Origin of the sequence: Bradyrhizobium paxllaeri (assembly GCF_001693515.2) — a bacterium.
In the GTDB taxonomy this organism is placed as follows: domain Bacteria; phylum Pseudomonadota; class Alphaproteobacteria; order Rhizobiales; family Xanthobacteraceae; genus Bradyrhizobium; species Bradyrhizobium paxllaeri.
Genome location: NZ_CP042968.1, coordinates 901961 through 918853, shown reverse-complemented (window position 1 = coordinate 918853; position 16893 = coordinate 901961). Strand labels below are relative to the sequence as shown.

20 protein-coding genes are annotated in these 16893 nt (G+C 62.6%); 7 read left to right on the top strand and 13 right to left on the bottom strand.

Annotation, left to right across the window (positions count from 1 at the left end):
- Positions 1-151: 151 nt before the first annotated feature.
- On the bottom strand, positions 152-280 hold the full coding sequence (locus LMTR21_RS41435; protein WP_283813542.1) for a hypothetical protein: 129 nt from the start codon (positions 278-280) through the stop codon (positions 152-154).
- 413 nt (positions 281-693) lie between these two features.
- Between LMTR21_RS41435 and LMTR21_RS04290 the strand changes: the two genes are divergently transcribed.
- Positions 694-915, top strand: coding sequence for a DUF3551 domain-containing protein (locus LMTR21_RS04290; protein ID WP_084030427.1), 222 nt, complete (start codon positions 694-696; stop codon positions 913-915).
- A 25-nt stretch (positions 916-940) separates the two neighbouring features.
- Here the strand turns inward: LMTR21_RS04290 and LMTR21_RS04285 are convergent, their stop codons facing one another.
- From LMTR21_RS04285 to LMTR21_RS04270, 4 genes are all read right to left on the bottom strand, one after another.
- Positions 941-1558 (bottom strand): LysE family translocator, encoded by a 618-nt coding sequence (locus LMTR21_RS04285; protein WP_065750892.1) that lies wholly within the window; start codon positions 1556-1558, stop codon positions 941-943.
- A 163-nt stretch (positions 1559-1721) separates the two neighbouring features.
- A complete protein-coding gene (locus LMTR21_RS04280; RefSeq protein ID WP_148635931.1) occupies positions 1722-2867 on the bottom strand; it encodes an IS4 family transposase in 1146 nt (381 codons plus the stop codon).
- A gap of 130 nt (positions 2868-2997) precedes the next feature.
- Positions 2998-3543: a hypothetical protein gene (locus LMTR21_RS04275; RefSeq protein ID WP_065755412.1), complete on the bottom strand. Its 546-nt coding sequence runs from the start codon at positions 3541-3543 to the stop codon at positions 2998-3000.
- 10 nt (positions 3544-3553) lie between these two features.
- Positions 3554-4996 (bottom strand): LVIVD repeat-containing protein, encoded by a 1443-nt coding sequence (locus LMTR21_RS04270; protein WP_065755410.1) that lies wholly within the window; start codon positions 4994-4996, stop codon positions 3554-3556.
- 119 nt (positions 4997-5115) lie between these two features.
- Here LMTR21_RS04270 and LMTR21_RS04265 point away from each other — a divergent pair, with 119 nt between their 5' ends.
- From LMTR21_RS04265 to LMTR21_RS04240, 6 genes are all read left to right on the top strand, one after another.
- Positions 5116-5430, top strand: coding sequence for an ArsR/SmtB family transcription factor (locus LMTR21_RS04265; protein WP_065755409.1), 315 nt, complete (start codon positions 5116-5118; stop codon positions 5428-5430).
- Entirely contained in the window at positions 5423-5890 is a 468-nt protein-coding gene (locus tag LMTR21_RS04260) for an SRPBCC family protein (protein ID WP_065755408.1), read from the top strand. Before LMTR21_RS04265 ends, LMTR21_RS04260 begins: the two co-directional genes overlap by 8 nt.
- Positions 5887-6399, top strand: coding sequence for an SRPBCC family protein (locus LMTR21_RS04255; RefSeq protein ID WP_065755407.1), 513 nt, complete (start codon positions 5887-5889; stop codon positions 6397-6399). The genes LMTR21_RS04260 and LMTR21_RS04255 overlap by 4 nt, the downstream gene beginning before the upstream one ends.
- A gap of 92 nt (positions 6400-6491) precedes the next feature.
- Positions 6492-6695: a hypothetical protein gene (locus LMTR21_RS04250; RefSeq protein WP_065755406.1), complete on the top strand. Its 204-nt coding sequence runs from the start codon at positions 6492-6494 to the stop codon at positions 6693-6695.
- Between the two features lie 8 nt (positions 6696-6703).
- Positions 6704-7276 carry a Fic/DOC family protein gene (locus LMTR21_RS04245; RefSeq protein WP_065755405.1) on the top strand — a complete coding sequence of 191 codons (573 nt, stop codon included), beginning with the start codon at positions 6704-6706 and terminating at the stop codon, positions 7274-7276.
- Positions 7277-7502: 226 nt separating this feature from the next.
- Positions 7503-9731 (top strand): ATP-binding protein, encoded by a 2229-nt coding sequence (locus LMTR21_RS04240; protein ID WP_065755404.1) that lies wholly within the window; start codon positions 7503-7505, stop codon positions 9729-9731.
- Positions 9732-9739: 8 nt separating this feature from the next.
- Here LMTR21_RS04240 and LMTR21_RS04235 read toward each other — a convergent pair whose 3' ends face one another.
- The 8 genes from LMTR21_RS04235 to LMTR21_RS04200 all read right to left on the bottom strand — a co-directional run bounded on the left by LMTR21_RS04235 (position 9740) and on the right by LMTR21_RS04200 (position 16683).
- Entirely contained in the window at positions 9740-10519 is a 780-nt protein-coding gene (locus LMTR21_RS04235) for a DUF2189 domain-containing protein (RefSeq protein WP_065755403.1), read from the bottom strand.
- 273 nt (positions 10520-10792) lie between these two features.
- Positions 10793-11236, bottom strand: coding sequence for a hypothetical protein (locus LMTR21_RS04230; protein ID WP_065755402.1), 444 nt, complete (start codon positions 11234-11236; stop codon positions 10793-10795).
- A gap of 2 nt (positions 11237-11238) precedes the next feature.
- Positions 11239-11607, bottom strand: a complete 369-nt coding sequence (locus LMTR21_RS04225) for a nuclear transport factor 2 family protein (protein ID WP_065755401.1) — start codon at positions 11605-11607, stop codon at positions 11239-11241.
- Between the two features lie 86 nt (positions 11608-11693).
- Positions 11694-12164 (bottom strand): MarR family winged helix-turn-helix transcriptional regulator, encoded by a 471-nt coding sequence (locus tag LMTR21_RS04220; protein WP_148635934.1) that lies wholly within the window; start codon positions 12162-12164, stop codon positions 11694-11696.
- Between the two features lie 30 nt (positions 12165-12194).
- Entirely contained in the window at positions 12195-13805 is a 1611-nt protein-coding gene (locus LMTR21_RS04215; RefSeq protein WP_065755399.1) for an acyl-CoA synthetase, read from the bottom strand.
- A gap of 175 nt (positions 13806-13980) precedes the next feature.
- Positions 13981-15507, bottom strand: coding sequence for an FAD-dependent oxidoreductase (locus LMTR21_RS04210; RefSeq protein ID WP_065755398.1), 1527 nt, complete (start codon positions 15505-15507; stop codon positions 13981-13983).
- Between the two features lie 22 nt (positions 15508-15529).
- The gene (gene folE, locus LMTR21_RS04205) at positions 15530-16147 is read right to left on the bottom strand and encodes a GTP cyclohydrolase I FolE (protein ID WP_065755397.1); all 618 of its coding nucleotides are present in this window, start codon (positions 16145-16147) and stop codon (positions 15530-15532) included.
- Positions 16148-16227: 80 nt separating this feature from the next.
- On the bottom strand, positions 16228-16683 hold the full coding sequence (locus LMTR21_RS04200; RefSeq protein WP_057858407.1) for a GatB/YqeY domain-containing protein: 456 nt from the start codon (positions 16681-16683) through the stop codon (positions 16228-16230).
- Between the last annotated feature and the right edge of the window lie 210 nt (positions 16684-16893).

The following is a 16893-nucleotide window of genomic DNA, read 5'->3' as shown; positions in this document are numbered from 1 at the left end:
TTTGCGCGTGGCGAGACTCACCGCGGATGGGATGCGTTCCTCCATTGCGGGGAAGGCAGCGCACTGTCCATGCGGCAAGCTCGCGCTACTCTTCTCGACAGCTTTGGCCATGCACCGAGGCGCGATAGGAATCGCTGCGGCGAGCTGCTCGTCACGCAGGCGGCCGAAGCGCGGTGATCCAGCCTTCGACGATTTCGGATTTCAGCGGGTCCGGGCGATCACATGTCGGGCACTGCATGATCGCAGGGCTCTTGCCGTCGCGCGCTGTGACCAGGATCATTTTCCGTCCGCATCTCGGACAGTCCAGATGTATAGTCTCCAAGGGATGCCTCTTTTTTTGGCCCACACAGTGCGGCCTGCCGGCAAGACCGCCCTGGCCGTTTGAGAGGTGAGCCTTGGGTCTCGCCGGCGCACGAGCACGCTTGGCGGGTGGGTGCCGGCGAGCTGCGGTCGCAATCGCATCGAAGCGTGAAACAGGCAGCGTTTGCTATTGATCCAACGTGCAGTATTCGGTCACCTAGCCTTACCGATCGCCGGCGCGAAATTACATGCGCAGCTACCTACGGTTGATCTAGATCAAACAGCAGAGTTGCCCTAACCGGAAATCTAGGCGATGTGCGGTTTGTCAGACAAGTTCTCGCCATACGCGGATTGCTCCTCCGGCGCCCCTCACGCACACAAGGGAGAGTTAAGGTGCGCGCATTGACCCTTTCAGTCGTGCTGGTTCTCGGTCTGACGACGCTGCCGGCGCGAGCCCAGATGTATGATCCGGCTTACCCGGTTTGCCTGCAGTCTTACGGGCCTCAAGGCGGCATTTCATGCCGCTTTGGGTCGATGGCGCAGTGCAAGGCAGTCGCGTCCGGCCGCTCGGCGCAGTGCATTACCAACCCGTATTACGGGAAGCGGCGTCGCTGATGCGCCCGAAGCGGCGGCCGTAAAATCAGCGCGCGCGCGTCAGCGCCAGCCAGATGCCGCCGCCGATCATGACGCCGCCGGAGACGCGCGACACCAGCCGCGTCCGCTGCTTGGAGAAGAATTTTCGTGCGCGGCCGGCCAGCAGCGCATAGATCGCATCCGTCGAGGCGGCGATCACCATGAAAGTGATGCCGAGCAGCGCCACCTGCGGCAGATGCGGCTTCTCCATGTCCATGAACTGCGGAATGAACGCACCGAAGAAGATCAGCACCTTCGGGTTGGAGAGCAGCACCAGAAAGCCCTGCAGGAAGAAGCCGCCGCGCGGCGGCGGTGGCGGCTCGTCGGCGTTGAGGCCCTCCACCGGCTCGCGGATCAGCTTGATGCCGAGCCAGATCAGATAGGCCGCGCCGGCAAAGCGCACCCAGTCGAACCAGTAGCCCATGGTCGCCATCAGCGAGGTCAGACCGATCGCGACGGTGCCGATCACGATCGCCATCGCGGTCTGCACCCCGGCGCAATTGATCATCGCCGCCCTCGTCCCGTATCGCAAGCCATTCGCGATCAACAGCGTGACGACAGGACCCGGCAGCAAGGCGAGCGCGATGCAGGCGGCGACAAAGGCGAGATAGACCTGAAGGGACATGTGGGAACCTCGGCTGGGAGAGACGTCATGGCCGGGCATAGACGTCCGAAGGACGGCGTCGCTTCCGCTCGCCTATGTCCCGGCCATCCACGTCTTATCGCAAAGCGCGCCCGTTAAAAAGACGTGGATGCCCGGGCTCGTCCCACGGCTGTCCGGTTTAGTTTTAGCATAGACTTAGGCTCATCTGCCGCTGATCTTGGACGATTGGCGATGGTTCGAGCAGTTTGTCGATCGATCGGCGGTGCATGAGGTTGGCCCGGACCAGCCTGCTGAAGACGGTTGGGCTTGGAACGGCTTTCTGTGCAGCCTGGGCCAGGCGCAGCAGCAGGAAGGCGATGAGCGCGACCGCAATCTGGATGCGTATGGCATTCTCGGATGTGCCGACGAAGCGAGTGATCTTGAGGGTCTGCTTGATCCAGCGGAAGAACAACTCGATGGCCCAGCGTCGACGATAGAGATCAGCGATCTCTTGTGCGCTGGCATCGAGATCATTCGACAAGATACGCAGCATCTTTCCGGTATCGGTCATGATGCGGACCTCGCGTACCGCATCCTGCATTGGATTGCAGCGGCTCTTGGCCTGGCGTGCGGGAAGGAAGCCGATGCGGTCGGAGAGGATGTTGCCGTCCGGGATGACGGGCAGTTCCTCCACCACGTCGAGCGGCGTGTTGGATTTGAAGCGGCTGACGATCCGGCAGCCGGCGGCATCGAGCGCGGCCCACCAGGCATAGTCGTAATAACCGAGATCGAAGACATAAGTGGCGCCCGGCTCGATCGGCATTTGCTGGGCCATGGTGATGTCGTTGACGTTGGCCGGAGTGACCGCGGCATAGATTGGGCGATCGGCGTCGGCGTCGTAAATTACGTGCACTTTGGCACCGCAGACCCCCGCCGAGAACCGCGCCCAGCCGGCGCTGTGTTCGTTCAAGCGCACGCTCGTGGCATCGATCAGGTAGGTCGTCTCGGCAAGCTTGCGACGCAGCCCGCGATGCGCCTGCTTCATCATTATCGCCAACAGTTCGGTGAACACGGCGGCAGGCCGCTGTGCGTTCGCATCCGAGAAGGTCGATCGTTGAACCGGTGCCGCGCCCACATGGTAGAGCCGCACAGCATGGCTCGAAAGTCCTGCCACGATCTCGCGCAAGCTCGCCGCCCCCGAAAGCTGACCATAAAGCAGCGCCACCAACTGGCTCTTGGTCGACAACCGGCGCACCCGCGCATCGGCTCCATGCTCCTCCACAAGCCTGTCGAACCGATGCCATGGAACGTGCTTTAGAAGTCCGTGGAATACGCTATTCTGATGCAGCATGGCTTGATCCTTCTCCGTGTCCCAAAACGTCGCCAAACGCTTGGAGCACAGAAGAATCAACGCCATGCGCCTTGTCTACAAAAATTAAACCGGACAGCCGTGGGCTTGACCCGGGCATGACGGAGGTGTTTCACCGTCCCTCCATCGCAGCCACCATCCAGCGCGTCATTTCGCCGGTCGCCAGAAACGCCAGCGCGGCGCGCTGTATCGCCGACGCCTCGCCTTTGCCGTGCGCGACCGCGACGAGGAGGTCGCAGCCGCGCGAAACCGCGATGCCTACCGCGTGTCTTGCGCCGGCGGCCGGCGGCAACTCATACGTCCTGATCCGCCCCGGCATATCTGCCACGCGCACCACCTGTCCGCTGCTGACCGGTACAAAGCGCTGATTGATCAAATCGACATCGGCGACACGATCAACCTCATCGTCGTCAGCGACGCCGCGGTCGCAATTGCAGAAGCCGATCTTCGGCCGCACAGAGATCACGACATCGCCGCCGCATCCATCGCAGCGAAACGCCTTGCCGGCCGGCCAGCCGTCGCGCGGGAAGGGCCAGGCGATTTCACGCCACGCACTTTGCTGCTCCTCGTGGCGCGGCCCGGCTTGCTGATAGGCCGCAGCGCCCGACAGCGCGCCGAGCGTCACAATGAAAAATGCAATGAGCGGCCAGCGGCGCATCGTCGGCACCTTACGGCAGGCCGGCGACGGCGCGCGCCGGGCCGGTCAGTTCCAGAATGTGCAGGCCAGTGTTGGCGCGGTCGACGATGTAGATGTAACCGCGCTCGTCGGTTTCGACATTATTGGTCTGGATCGCGACCTTGCAGCGGTTCTTGTCATCGATCTTGACGCAGCGCTTGTCGGTCGCCGCCGTAATCGCCGGAATGAAATAGCCGACCTCGATGGGATGAAAGGGATCGCGAATGTCGAGCGCGCGGACGCCGGCATTGAAGAAGGCGATAAACGCCATCTTCTTGTAGAACACCGGCGCCATGCTCTCGTTGGAGGAATGCGCGCCGAACCGTCCGCCCCGCTCGCAAAACGTTCCGCTCGCTTCCGGCACGGTGTAGCTCGAGATCATCATGGGCCGGTTCTCGACCGTGACGTCGGCGAACCACACCATCTGCCGCGGCTCGTTGCATTCGTTCAGGATCGCCTCATCGACGATCATCACGATGTCGCGGGTCTTGCCGTCCTTGTCGCGCGCGAATTCCGCAATCGGCATGCCAAGCATCGGAAACGTCGTGTGGGCGCCGTTGAACGCCGACATCGGCAGCCGCGCAATTTCCGGAAGCCGCAGATTGTCCGCGGTCGGCTCCTTCGGGCCGTTGAGCAGCTTCTCGCGATCGACGATCTGCAGGATGCCGCCCTTGTTGGTGCCGTAACCGAAATAGACCCGGTTGCCGGAAGGCCCCGTCGAGATCGGCCCGTGCAGTTCGGTCGGCACCGCGCCGGTCGAGCCCGGCTCCTGGCCGGGCAGGCCGAAATCCCTGATCTTCTGCGGATGCGCGGGATCGGAGAGATCGTAGACCTGCGTCATGCGGCGCGTGCGCCAGTCCGGCGCGCCCGACACCAGGAAGGCAATGCCGGTGTCGCATTCCCACCAGTTCTTGTGCGTATCCTTCAAGCCGGCGATCCGCGTGATCAGCACGGGATTGGCGGGATCGGCGACGTTCCAGATCTCATGGGCCTCACCGCCGAACGTCCTGAGCATGTAGACCGCGTTGCGATCGCCCTTCGGCAACGCCTTGCCGTCGCAGATCCGCCCCATCTGCGCGCCGCCCCCTTCATATTTTCCTTCCTGGCCCGGGAGATGGCGCAGATATTTCGGCTGCGAGGGATTGGTGACGTCGACGATCGACGTGCCGTTCGGTTCAGCCTTGCCGGTCTGCGGATTGACCGGCGCTGGAATTTCGTCGCTGCCGCCATGATGGCCGATATAGGCGATCCAGCGATCGCCCTGATGGTGGATGGTCGGCTGATAGGCGCTGCGGGCCTGCAGATCGCTGGTTCCAACAAGCTTCATGTTGGAGGCTTCGGGCGGCGCGCCGATCACCTGCTGCTGCGCGTGAGCGCCCGAGCATGCGAGAAAATAGATCGCGCACCAGGCTGCGAGTTTGAGGCGATCGCCCATGTTCCACCCCGACTGTTCAAGGCCAATCTGCGTTGGCTGGCGATAAGCTAACACATCCTTGGGATGCGCCCAACACACGCCCTTGACATGCAACCTTTTGGTTGCCTATTATCCCAACCATGGATGAAGTCTTCAAAGCGCTCGCCGACGCGTCGCGGCGCTCGCTGCTGGATCGGCTTCACGCCAACAATGGACAGACGCTGAACGAGCTCTGCGACGGCCTCGACATGACGCGGCAGGCCGTGACCAAGCACCTGGGGATTCTGGAAGCGGCAAACCTCGTCACCACGCTCCGGCATGGCCGCGAGAAGCTGCACTACCTCAATCCGGTTCCGATCCATCAGATCGGCGAACGCTGGATCAAGAAATTCGAGCGCGGGAAACTTGCCGCGCTCTCCGAGTTGAAACGACAATTGGAGAAGCGTGATGAGTAAGCCGGAATTCGTCTACGTCACCTATATCGAGACCACGCCGGAGAGATTGTGGGAGGCACTGACGTCCAGCGAATTCTCGAGGCGCTACTGGTTCGGCACCGAGTTGAAATCGGACTGGAAGGTTGGCTCACCGCTGGAACTGGTCATGGGCGGCACCACTACCGATACCGGGGAGATTCTCGAGGCCGATCGGCCGCGGCGGCTCTCCTACACTTTCCAGCATGTGACCAACGAGGCGTACCGCAACGAGAAGGCCACCAAGGTCGTCTTCACCATCGAGCCGCACGGCAGATTGGTGAAGCTGACGCTCACGCATGAAGGTTTTGCAGAGGGCAGCAAGCTGTTGGACGGCATCTCCAGGGGATGGCCGGCCATTATGTCCAGCCTCAAGAGCCTGCTGGAATCCGGCACCGCGCTTGAAATTCCGGTTTCCGCGCTCGGCATCGAAGGTGTGTCATGAACATCAAGAACTTCAAGCCTGCCATTGTCTACACCATCTACATCGCCTCGACGCCGGAGAAGGTGTGGGAGGCGCTGACGCGCGCGGAGTTTTCCAGGCAGTATTTCTCCGGCCAGGCGGTCGAGGTCGATCTCAGGGTGGGCGGCGCCTTCGTCATGCGCACGCCCGACGGCGCCCTGCATATTTCGGGCGAGGTGATCGAATGCGAACCGCTGAAGAAGCTCACCGTCACCTTCAACGTCAACTGGCCGGCGCTGGTGGAAAAGCTCGGGCCGACGCTCGTGACCTACGAGATCGAGAAGGCCGGCAACGTGGTGAAGCTGACGATGCTGCAATCGCACGACCGCGACATCAGCGACGACATCCTGTCCGGCGGACGCACAGGCTGGCCCGCGATCCTGTCCAGCCTGAAGAGCCTCCTGGAGACCGGCAACGCACTGGCCATCGAGATGCGGCCGCCGGAGCGGATGCTGGCCGCACTGAAGGAAATGGGGATCGGGACGCCGTAGGGAGCGTCCTTCCTCTTCCGGCCATCGCTCGCCTGCCGATTCAAGTGCATGCCGAGCGTGCTATTGACGGCGACTCGTGGTAATCTGCGGCTATGGCGAAACAGAAGAACATTGCAACAAAAGGGACGAAGTCGGGCCGGTTTGTGCTCGGACGAGGTCGTTTTGCCAAGATCAGCGAAGTCGAGGGCATCAGGCTCACCCCGGCGATGAAGAAGCGCGCCGGCGAAGCGCGAAGCAAAGGCCTCACAGCGGAAGAATATCGCCAGGCAATCATTCGTAGCCATCGCAAGGGCTGACCGACCGCATGTACGATGCGATCGAGGATCCCTACACCTACAAGAACTCGACCGTACTGGTGAACAAGCTCGACTTGCGAAGCCAGGATGAACTCGACGCGTTCGAGGCAGAAATCTCCAGCGCGCGAGCGGAAGAACCGCTGCCAGATGGATCGATGGACTTCGCGCACTACAAGGCTATCCACCACCATCTGTTTCAAGATGTCTATCAGTGGGCAGGGCAGGTCCGCACGGTCAGGATTGCGAAGGGCGGCAATCCATTCTGCTTTCCCGAAAACATCGAGGACCAGGCGAACAAGCTGTTCGACGGTTTGCGATCTGCGGATTACCTCCACAATCTCGATGCGCTGACATTCGCAAGCCAAGCTGCGCATTTCCTGGCAGAGCTGAATGCGATCCATGCGTTCCGCGAAGGAAATGGACGATCGCAGCTTACGTTCTTCGCCCTGCTGGCCGACCACGCAGGCCATCCGCTCAAAATCGAAAAATTGAAGCCGGACGAAATGCTGGCGGCGATGATTGCCAGTTTCGACGGCGACGAACGCAAGCTCGGCAGTGTGATCTATGGCCTGATTTCGTGATCCGACGGCGGAACCCGCGCACAAATAGGAGCACACAGTCCCAACCAAGGCGACGACGATGGAGCGCCATAGCCTACTTGCTAAGCTTCGCGAGTGGACTCAAGCCTGCCTAAGGGATATTCCAGCGCAAGCAGTTCCAGCACAGAACAGCTGCCTCGCATGTAGAGGCCGAACGTCACTCTACTTTGCAACGAAACCGCTGATTTGAGCGCGGAACGACGCACCGATGAGCCTGCGCACCCGGCTATTAATTCTTGTTATTGCCGCGATGCTGGTGCCGGCCATCCTTGTGGGACTGCGTTTCATCCAGAACCGCACCAGCGACATCGATGCCGCGCGGGCCAGTCTGTCGGCCACCGCCAGCGATATCCTGGGCGATCTCGACGAGAAGATCCAGGGCACGGCCCAGCTTCACTACGGCCTCGCCCGCGCCCGCGATCTCGATACGCGCGACAAGGCGGCCTGTTCGGCGTTCCTGTCCGCCGTGCGCGAGGAATACACGCGCTACACCGGCATCCTGACCATCAATCCGGACGGCAGCCTGTTCTGCGACTCGCTTAGAACCAACCGGACGCTCGATCTGAGGGATCGCGAATACTTCAGGCAAGCGTTGATGGCACACGGCATCGTCACGTTGGAGCCCGTGTTCGGCCGCCTGACGGGGACATCCGTGCTGCAGATCGCCTATCCCGTTCGCTCCGAATCCGGCGAGCTGAAATTCATCCTGCTCGCCTCGTTCAATCTGAAGAAATTCGCCGAGGATCACGACAGGCGCCTGTCTGATGACAGCGAGATTCTGCTGGTTGACAGGAAAGGCACGGTCCTCGTCGCACCCGACAGCAAGGACTGGACCGAGCCGGCCGGCACGTCGATTGCGAATTCTGAGTTGTTCCGGTTTGCGGCTTCGCCGAACCGCGAGCCGTTCCATGAAGCGGCCAAGCGCGAAGGCCGGACCCGCGTCTGGGCTGCAGCTCGCTCGCCTTCGGCACGCGATGCCGGGCTTCACATCATGGTCGGGCGGCCCAAGGACAGCCTGGTGGCCGCGGCCAACCGCCGTCTTTACGAGGACCTGGCAATCCTGGCGGTAGCCTCGTTGCTGCTGCTGGCCGGCGTCTGGATTCTCGCGACCATGATCATCGGCCGTCAGGTCGGACGTTTGGCCGCGATGGCGACGAAGCTCGGGCTTGGCGACCTGAGTGCACGAATTGCCCAGCCCCATCCGGGCGGCGAACTGGGCGGGCTGATGACACAATTCAACAGCACCGCTGAGTCGCTCGAGCGTCAGCGCGCCGCCATTGACGAGCTCAACCAGAAACTCACCCAATCCCAGAAAATGGAGGCGATGGGCCAGCTCACCGGCGGCGTGGCGCATGATTTCAACAATCTGCTAACAGTCATCCTCGGCAATGCGGAGCATCTCGCCGAGCGGCTGGCTCCTCACAAGGAGCTGAGCAACATCGCCGAGAGCATCGCGACCGCCGCGGAACGCGGATCGGACCTGACCCGAAGCCTGCTCGCGTTCGCGCGCAAGCAGCCCTTGATGCCGAAGCATATCGACATCGGTCAGAAAATTCTCGGCATGGAGCCATTGCTGCGCCGGACGCTCGGCGAACACATCGAATGTAAATTCAACCTGGATCAGAACCTGTGGCAGGCCAGCGTCGACCCGGGCCAACTGGCCTCGGCGCTGCTCAACCTGGTGCTGAACGCGCGCGACGCCATGCCATCAGGCGGCAAGCTGACGGTCGAGGTGAAGAACACGTCGCTCGGTGAAACCGACGTCGACGTCAACGGCGAAGCGCGGCCCGGCGACTATGTAATGGTCACCGTGACCGATACCGGCACCGGCATGACGGCCGAGGTCGCCGGCCGCGCCTTCGAGCCGTTCTTCACCACCAAGGAAGTCGGCAAAGGCACCGGCCTCGGCCTGAGCATGGTCTACGGCTTCGCCCAGCAATCCGGCGGCGCAATGCAGATACGCTCCGAGCCGGGCCATGGCACCGCGGTCAGGCTTTTCTTTCCTCGCGTCGTGACAGCTCAGATCAGGGCCGTGCCCTCCACCGATCAACAGGCGCCCCCGACCGGCAGCGAAACCATTCTCGTTGTCGAGGACGACGACATGGTGCGTGGCTATGTCGAAGGCGAATTGAAGGCGCTCGGCTATCGCGTCATCGTCACGCCCAACGCATCAGCGGCGCTCGAAATTCTGCGCGGCCCGGAGAACATCCATCTCCTGTTCACGGATGTCGCGATGCCCGGCGGCATGTTCGGGACGGAACTCGCCCGCCAGGCCGCGCGCCTGCGGCCTCAATTGAAGATTCTCCTGACCTCCGGCCATACCGAACATCCCGCGAAGGCGATCGACGGGGCCGGTCGCGGCGTGCGGATCCTGAACAAGCCCTACCGCCGGCACGATCTGGCATCGATGCTGCGCGCGGTCCTGAAGGCGAATTGATCGCCGGGCTACGCCGCCACCGGCGCGATGATCCGGCGATAGAGGTGCCAGGTGGTGTGGCCGAGCACTGGCAGCGTCACCACGAGGCCGAGGAAGTAGGGCATCGCCGAAACCGCGAGCAGGACCACGATCAGCGCCGCCCATCCGATCATCGGCAACGGGCTCGTCACCACCGCGCGGACGCTCGTGATCATCGCGGTGACGAAATCGACGTCGCGGTCGAGCAAGAGCGGAAATGACACCACGGTGAGCGAGAACAGGATCAGCGACAGCGCGGCGCCGACCGCGTTGCCGATGGCGAGGAATAGAAGGCCCTCGTTGGTCGTGAGCACTACCGTGATGAATTCATGCAGGCTGGAGAACGAGGCATTGAGCCCGAGCAGCAGCGCAATCAGCAGCCGTACCTGGTACATCCACACCACGAACACGAACAGCGTGACAAAGGCCATCCAGCCGATTTCGCTGCGTGACCTTATCGTGGCCCAGATCGCTCCGAACGAAACCGGCCGCCCGGCTTCGCGTCGCCGGCTCACCTCGTAGAGCCCGACAGCGACGAACGGGCCGATCATCGCAAAGCCCGCGGCGAGCGGATAAACCAGATAGACCATGCCAAACGCGGTCAAGCAGAGCAGGATCGCGATCCCGCCGGCCGCATAGAGCGCGCCAAAGGCGAGCCCGTAGAGCGGCATCGCCTGAAAATCCCGCAGGCCCTGGCTCAGCGCCTCCGCGATGTCGGCCGCCGTAATCGGCCGCACCACCGGATCGGCCTTGCCGGAGATCGTCTCCATCGAGTCCTCCCTGGGTTTGGGACATTGAGGCAGGGTGCAACGGAGGCGCGTTGATCTTGGTCAATATTTGAGAGGGTGACCACCTCTCTCTTACCGTCGTCCCTGCGAACGCAGGGACCCATACTCCGCGGCCGTTGTTGCTGGAAAAGGCAGATAGCGACCGGCGTATAAACAGTTTCCGCTGGTGGTTATGGGTCCCTGCGTTCGCAGGGACGACAGCGAGAGTTGTGCTCCCTCCCTCATGATGCGGGCATTGCAGCCGGATTGCGCTTGTCAGGAACGGGGCAGGAGCAGGAGCGCCACAACAAGGTTCGCAACAAACAGCGCCGCATCGATGACGAAAATCCGGAGCATCGGCCCCTTCAACACGGGCCAATACGCCACCCCGACCCGCCCGCCACGCATCAGGACCGGAAGGTTGTAGGCGAACTGGCTGAAGTGACACGCAGAGAAAAACAGGAACAATGCAAGCTGCGCGTCAAAAGCCCCGAAGAAGGGCGGCCGGAACAACAGGAGATACAGCGACAGGAGGCCGATCGGCAGATTCATCCCGCCCAGAAACGCAACGCTGGCCGACAAAGTCGGCGCGATCGGATTTCCGCGCTCCTCGCGCGGCACCAGTATCTTCAGCGTATTGCCCTGGGCAATGCTGAACTGGATGAACGCGCCGCCGAACCAGAGCGTATTGAGAAGCAGAACAATATCCGAAAATCGCATGGCTACTTTCCGTAAAAGGCCTCGCTGCGGACGACACGGCCAGCGCCGTCGAAGTCCATGAACTCGCTGGCGCGCGCGTCGCCCAGCTGCCACCACACCGTCAGCCGCGCGATCGTGTCGTCCCAGCTCCAGTTCAGGATTTTCAGGTCCGCGCTCTCGATATGGCCGTAGGCCTTGTGCCAGTAGGCACGGATGTTCTCGGCGCCCGCGACCACGGGCGACTCCGTCAATTTGAGCGCCAAAGGACTGCGCATCTCGGCGTTTTCGGCAAAGTGCGAAACGACGGCGTCGATATCGACCTTGCGCCAGTTCGCGCACCACGCCTCGACAAAGCGTCCGGCCGCCGCGCGATCCATTATCTGTTCGCTCATGCTCGCGCCCCTCCCTCGGGTGCAACTGCCGGGAAGAGATGACACAGGGCGATCCTAACGTCAACCATGTTGACGTGACAAAGCGATCAATTGTTATCTGCAATGACCCCCATAACCGCCATCCAGGCAGCAGCGCCGGGCTGGCCGACACGATCGAACGCCTCGCGCAGGACCTTGCGCTCGTAACCCGACGCCCGTTGCTCGATGCGCTGACCGGCTTCTGTCAGCCGCAGCAATTTGGAGCGATGCTGCTCGGGCGATCGCTTCGATGTCAGCAGCTTACGCTCCAGCAACAGGCCAAGCGGCCGATTCACGGCCTGCTTGGATATGCCGAGGATCTCGATCAGGGCCCCGATCGAAATATCGGGTTGTCGCGCGACCACATAGAGAATGCGGTGATGCGGGCGCGAAAGGCCAAGCGTGGCGAGATACTCATCGGCCGAAAGCGTCATGCCGCGCCAGCCGTAATACATGAGCTCCAGCGCTGCATCCAGATCATGGAGCTTCTTGAGCGAGGCGCGGTGCAGGCCCGCGGCGTGAGACGTTTTCTTTTGCATTTTTCTACCGCGTCGAATTGATCGAAGGGCCTAACCCAGCGCCCGCAGTTCCCGCCGCAGCACCTTCCCCGTCGCCGTCATCGGCAGCGTCTCGGCGAACTGCACGAAGCGCGGGTATTCGTGCGCGGCGAGTTGCACTTTCACGAACTCCTGGATCTCGCGCGCCAATTCGTCGCTCGGCGCAAAGCCCGGGCGCAGCACGATCCAGGCCTTGATGGATTCGGTGCGGATCGGATCGGGGATACCGACCACCGCCGACATCGCAACCGCCGGATGCTTCATCAGCGTGTGTTCGATCTCCGACGGGCCGACGCGGTAGCCGGCGGTGGTGATGACGTCGTCCTCGCGGCTGACGTACCAGAAATACCCGTCCTCATCCTGCACGCCGAGATCGCCGGTGAGCAGGAACTCGCCGGCATATTTCTTCGCGGTCGCGTCCGGATTCTTCCAGTACTCGATCATGGTGCAGGGACAAGGCTGGCGCACGCCGATGATGCCGCGCGCGCCCCTCGGCAATTCCTCGCCCTTGTCGTTGACGATGCGGACGTCGAAGCCCGGTGTCGCCTTGCCCATCGAGCCGGGCCGGATCGGGAACAGGTTCGAATTGCTGCCGATCACGAGATTGCATTCGGTCTGGCCGAACACTTCATGCGCGTCGATGCCGAAGGTTTCGCGCACCCAGCCGTGCAGTTCGCCGCCAAGCGATTCACCGCCGGTGAAGATGCTGCGCAGGTTCAAGCCGGGATTCTTCACGCCGGCCTGCCGCATCAGTTTCAGCGCGGTCGGCGGCAGGAAGGTGTTGCGAATGCCAAGCTCGGCCATCATCGTCATCGCCGCTTGCGGCTCGAACTTGCGCGCGCGATGGCCGACGAGCGGAATGCCGTGATACCAGAACGCGAACAGGGCGTTGATCAGCCCGCCAATCCAGGCCCAGTCGGCTGGCGTCCACATCAGGTCGCCGGGCCGCGGCAGAAAGTTGTGGCACATCTCGACATTGGGGAGATGGCCGAGCACCACGCGATGCGCATGCAGCGCGCCCTTGGGATTTCCCGTCGTGCCAGAGGTGTAGATGATCAGGGCCGGATCATCCGCCGAGGTGTCGACGGTAGGGAACACGTCGTCCGCCTCCTCGATCGCCGGCCAGAACGGCTTCGCGCCGGCGTGCGCGATGCTGGTCGTGACATAGATGGCCTGGAGATACGGCAGCCGGTCGCGGATCTTCGAGAGCTTCTCCCATCCGCTTTCGTCGGTAATGATGGCCCGTGCGCCGGAATTCGACAGCCGGAATTCCAGCGCATCCTCGCCGAACAGCGCGAACAGCGGAATGGAAATCATGCCGGAACGGAACGCCGCGAGATGCGCAATCGGCAATTCAAGGGATTGCGACAGGAACACGGCTATGCGGTCGCCGCGCGAGAGGCCGTCGGCCTTCAACACGTTGGCAAACCGGCGCGACATCTCGGCGACCTCGTCGAACGAGGTGCGCGTGGTGACGCCGTCCTCGTCGACATAGATCAGCGCCAGCCGGTTGCTGCCATCGGCATATCGATCGCAACACGCCGTCGCCATGTTGAAGCGATCCGGGACGTCCCAGCGGAAGTTACGGTAGAGTTCGTCGTAGGTTGAGGCTTCGGTGAGCATGGCCTTGGTTGTTTCCCTTCGTCATGGCCGGGCATAGTAGTCTGTTTTTGCGCAGACTACGTACACTTGTCTGCGCTCCCGGCCATCCACGTCTTCTTGCCTGTCGTAAGTCTAAAGACGTGGATGCCCGGGACAAGCCCGGGCATGACGTGGAGAGATGTTTTGTCGCCCCGACTTAAGGCGCCCGCGCCTTCTCCATCGCCAGTTCGGCCTCGAGGCTTGCGATGTCGCGATAGATCGAGGCGACGGCCAGCACGCGGCCGTTGCTCTTGTATTGCAGCAGGCAATCCTTGCTGGCAATGTCGCCATCGACGGTGATTTCGTCCCATTTCTCGGCGTGGCCGACATAATTGATCGGCACATCGTAGTGCTGGCTCCAGAAAAACGGCACCGCATGGAACGGCTCGCGCTGCCCAAGCATGTTTCGCGCTGCAGTCTGGCCCTGACGCTGGGCCACCACCCAATGCTCGACGCGGATGGTCTGAAGGGAATGCGGATCGGGCCAGCGCGCAATATCGCCCGTAGCATAGATGCCGGCGATGCTGGTTTCCAGATAGGCGTTGACGGTGACGCCACGATCGATCGCCAGTCCCGCCTTCTCGGCCAATTCAAGGCGCGGACGCACGCCGACGCCGACCACCACGAGATCGGCGTCGATCACGCCGCCGCTTTTCAGCGTCGCGCGCTTGCCGTCGATCGCGGTGACGGTATCGCCGAGATGGAAGATAACGCCGTGCTCTTCGTGCAGGGCGCGCACGAAATCGCCCAGCTCCGGCCCGAGCACGCGCTCCATCGGCCGCTGCTCGAGGCCTACGACGTGAACCTCGATATTTCTGGCGCGCAACGAGGCCGCAGCTTCCAGCCCGATGAAGCTCGCGCCGATCACGACCGCGCGCCGCGCGCCGTCCGCCGATGCAATGATCGCGCGGGAATCGGCGAGCGAGCGCAGCACGTGGACATGGGGCTGATCGATGCCCGGTATCGGCAGGCGCACCGGTTCCGCGCCGGTCGCCAGCAGCAACCGATCGTACGGAATGGTCTCCCCGCCTGACGTGACGACATGGCGCGCATTGGTGTCGATGGCCGTGACCTCGGTGTTGAGCCGGAGGTCGATCTTCGCCTCGGCGTAGAAATCATCCGGCCGCAACGGCACCCAGTCCTCCGGCGCGCTTCCGGCGAGATAATCCTTGGACAGGTTCGGCCGGTCCACCGGCGCCGCCGCCTCGTGGCTCAGCATCACGATGCTGCCGGGATACTCCTGCCGCCGCAGCATCTCGGCTGCGGCGAAGCCTGCCGCGCCGCCGCCGACGATCACGATCCGGCCGGGCGCATCGGTGATGGCGATCACCTGCGGCTTGGGCTGTTCACGCTTTTGGCGAACCAGGATGCGACCGTTTTCCTGCTCGACCTTCCAGACCGCGATCGGACTGAGCGCCGGCGCCCTTGTGGCTTCGCCGGTGCGCAAGTCGAAACAGGCGTGATGCCAGGGACAACGGATGCCTCCGCCCGTCACCAAGCCCTCCGCGAGCGGCCCGTGATAATGGGTGCAATGGGCGCCGACCGCGAAAATCTCAGATCCCGAGCGCACCAGCACGACTTCCTCGTCGCCGACATGGCCAAGCAAGGTCTCGCCGGCGAATTCGGACAACAGGATGCCCTTTGACAGATCGGGACCGGCGGGCGGAGCTTGCTGATCGGCCATGTCGTCCTCCGCTTGGGTTGCGTTAGGTCGCCATTCCCAGAAATTCCTGACGGGTCAGCGCATTGTCGCGAAAGCAGCCCAGCATGCGGCTGGTCACGAGATCGGAGTCCGGCTTGTGCACGCCGCGCGTCGTCATGCAGTGATGCGACGCCTTGATAATGACGCCGACGCCCTGCGGTTCCAGCACGTCATTGATGGTGTTGGCGATCTGCGCGGTCATCTTTTCCTGAATCTGCAGGCGCCTGGCGTAGACGTCGACGACGCGCGCCAGCTTGCTGATGCCGACCACGCGGCCGTTTGGAATGTAGGCCACCCAGGCCTGGCCGACGATCGGCGCCATGTGGTGCTCGCAATGGCTCTCGAAACGGATGCCGCGCAGCACGATCATCTCGTCATAGCCTTCGATCTCTTCGAAGGTCTTCCTCAGGATTTCGACGGGGTCCTGACCATAGCCTGAGAAGAACTCCTCGAACGCGCGCGTCACCCGCGCCGGCGTCTCGCGCAGGCCGTCCCGATCAGGGTCTTCGCCCGTCCATCGGATGATCGTGCGAACGGCCGCTTCGACCTCGGCCCTACCAGGCCTCTGGATATCGGACAGCGATGTCCTTGCGCGATTAAGTGCCTGTACATTCGGATTCATCGAGATGCCTTTCCACGACGCGTGCCAACGGAGCTTGAGCCTGTTGGATGCGGCGCTGGTGGAAAGGTTCCCGAGGAAAACTACCCGGCCAGCGCCGCCTTCACCATGCCGCTGGCTTTGCCGAAATCCATTTGCCCCGCGAACTTGGCGCGCAGCACGCCGATCACCTTGCCCATGTCCTTCATGCCGGCGGCGCCGGTTTCGGCGATCGCGGCCGAAATCGCGGCCTTCACCTCGTCGTCCGACATCTGCTTGGGCAGATAGGCGGAAATGACCGCGATCTCCTCGCGCTCCTGCGCGGCGAGCTCGGCGCGGCCGCCCTTGTCGTAGAGCTCGACGGATTCCTGGCGCTGCTTGATCATCTTCTGCAGGAGGCCGAGCAGGTCGGCATCGGAGAGCGGCGGCTTGCCCTGCCCGCGCGCGTCGATATCGGCGTTCTTGATCGCCGAATTGACCATGCGCAGGGTGGAGAGCTTGCGCTCCTCCTTCGCCTTCATGGCCTCCTTGACCGCATTGTTGATGTCGTCGCGCAGCATGGTGCCTCACTGAAATTAGCGCCGCTGGAAGGGCCTTGGGTCTATCGGAAGATTCCGCGTCTATATAGCGACTGGGCGAACCACGCCACTGCGGGAGTGGCCTATGGGCCGGCCGGCGGGGCAGGAAACGAACGAGACCGGCTCGAATTGGTTAAGCCTTAGCGGTCCGTTTAAGGCGGATTTGGCCCAAAAGACCGAGGGCCGGCGGAA

Excerpts from the sequence above, each read along its gene's own strand:
- folE (WP_065755397.1), bottom strand. The coding sequence starts at position 16,147 with ATGAATCCGAATGTACAGGCACTTAATCGCGCAAGGACATCGCTGTCC.
- LMTR21_RS41435 (WP_283813542.1), bottom strand. The coding sequence starts at position 280 with ATGATCCTGGTCACAGCGCGCGACGGCAAGAGCCCTGCGATCATGCAG.
- LMTR21_RS04260 (WP_065755408.1), top strand. The coding sequence starts at position 5,423 with ATGAGTAAGCCGGAATTCGTCTACGTCACCTATATCGAGACCACGCCG.
- LMTR21_RS04245 (WP_065755405.1), top strand. The coding sequence starts at position 6,704 with ATGTACGATGCGATCGAGGATCCCTACACCTACAAGAACTCGACCGTA.
- LMTR21_RS04275 (WP_065755412.1), bottom strand. The coding sequence starts at position 3,543 with ATGCGCCGCTGGCCGCTCATTGCATTTTTCATTGTGACGCTCGGCGCG.
- LMTR21_RS04200 (WP_057858407.1), bottom strand. The coding sequence starts at position 16,683 with ATGCTGCGCGACGACATCAACAATGCGGTCAAGGAGGCCATGAAGGCG.
- LMTR21_RS04250 (WP_065755406.1), top strand. The coding sequence starts at position 6,492 with ATGGCGAAACAGAAGAACATTGCAACAAAAGGGACGAAGTCGGGCCGG.
- LMTR21_RS04220 (WP_148635934.1), bottom strand. The coding sequence starts at position 12,164 with ATGCAAAAGAAAACGTCTCACGCCGCGGGCCTGCACCGCGCCTCGCTC.
- LMTR21_RS04285 (WP_065750892.1), bottom strand. The coding sequence starts at position 1,558 with ATGTCCCTTCAGGTCTATCTCGCCTTTGTCGCCGCCTGCATCGCGCTC.
- LMTR21_RS04255 (WP_065755407.1), top strand. The coding sequence starts at position 5,887 with ATGAACATCAAGAACTTCAAGCCTGCCATTGTCTACACCATCTACATC.
- LMTR21_RS04240 (WP_065755404.1), top strand. The coding sequence starts at position 7,503 with ATGAGCCTGCGCACCCGGCTATTAATTCTTGTTATTGCCGCGATGCTG.
- LMTR21_RS04280 (WP_148635931.1), bottom strand. The coding sequence starts at position 2,867 with ATGCTGCATCAGAATAGCGTATTCCACGGACTTCTAAAGCACGTTCCA.
- LMTR21_RS04215 (WP_065755399.1), bottom strand. The coding sequence starts at position 13,805 with ATGCTCACCGAAGCCTCAACCTACGACGAACTCTACCGTAACTTCCGC.
- LMTR21_RS04265 (WP_065755409.1), top strand. The coding sequence starts at position 5,116 with ATGGATGAAGTCTTCAAAGCGCTCGCCGACGCGTCGCGGCGCTCGCTG.
- LMTR21_RS04270 (WP_065755410.1), bottom strand. The coding sequence starts at position 4,996 with ATGGGCGATCGCCTCAAACTCGCAGCCTGGTGCGCGATCTATTTTCTC.
- LMTR21_RS04225 (WP_065755401.1), bottom strand. The coding sequence starts at position 11,607 with ATGAGCGAACAGATAATGGATCGCGCGGCGGCCGGACGCTTTGTCGAG.
- LMTR21_RS04210 (WP_065755398.1), bottom strand. The coding sequence starts at position 15,507 with ATGGCCGATCAGCAAGCTCCGCCCGCCGGTCCCGATCTGTCAAAGGGC.
- LMTR21_RS04230 (WP_065755402.1), bottom strand. The coding sequence starts at position 11,236 with ATGCGATTTTCGGATATTGTTCTGCTTCTCAATACGCTCTGGTTCGGC.
- LMTR21_RS04235 (WP_065755403.1), bottom strand. The coding sequence starts at position 10,519 with ATGGAGACGATCTCCGGCAAGGCCGATCCGGTGGTGCGGCCGATTACG.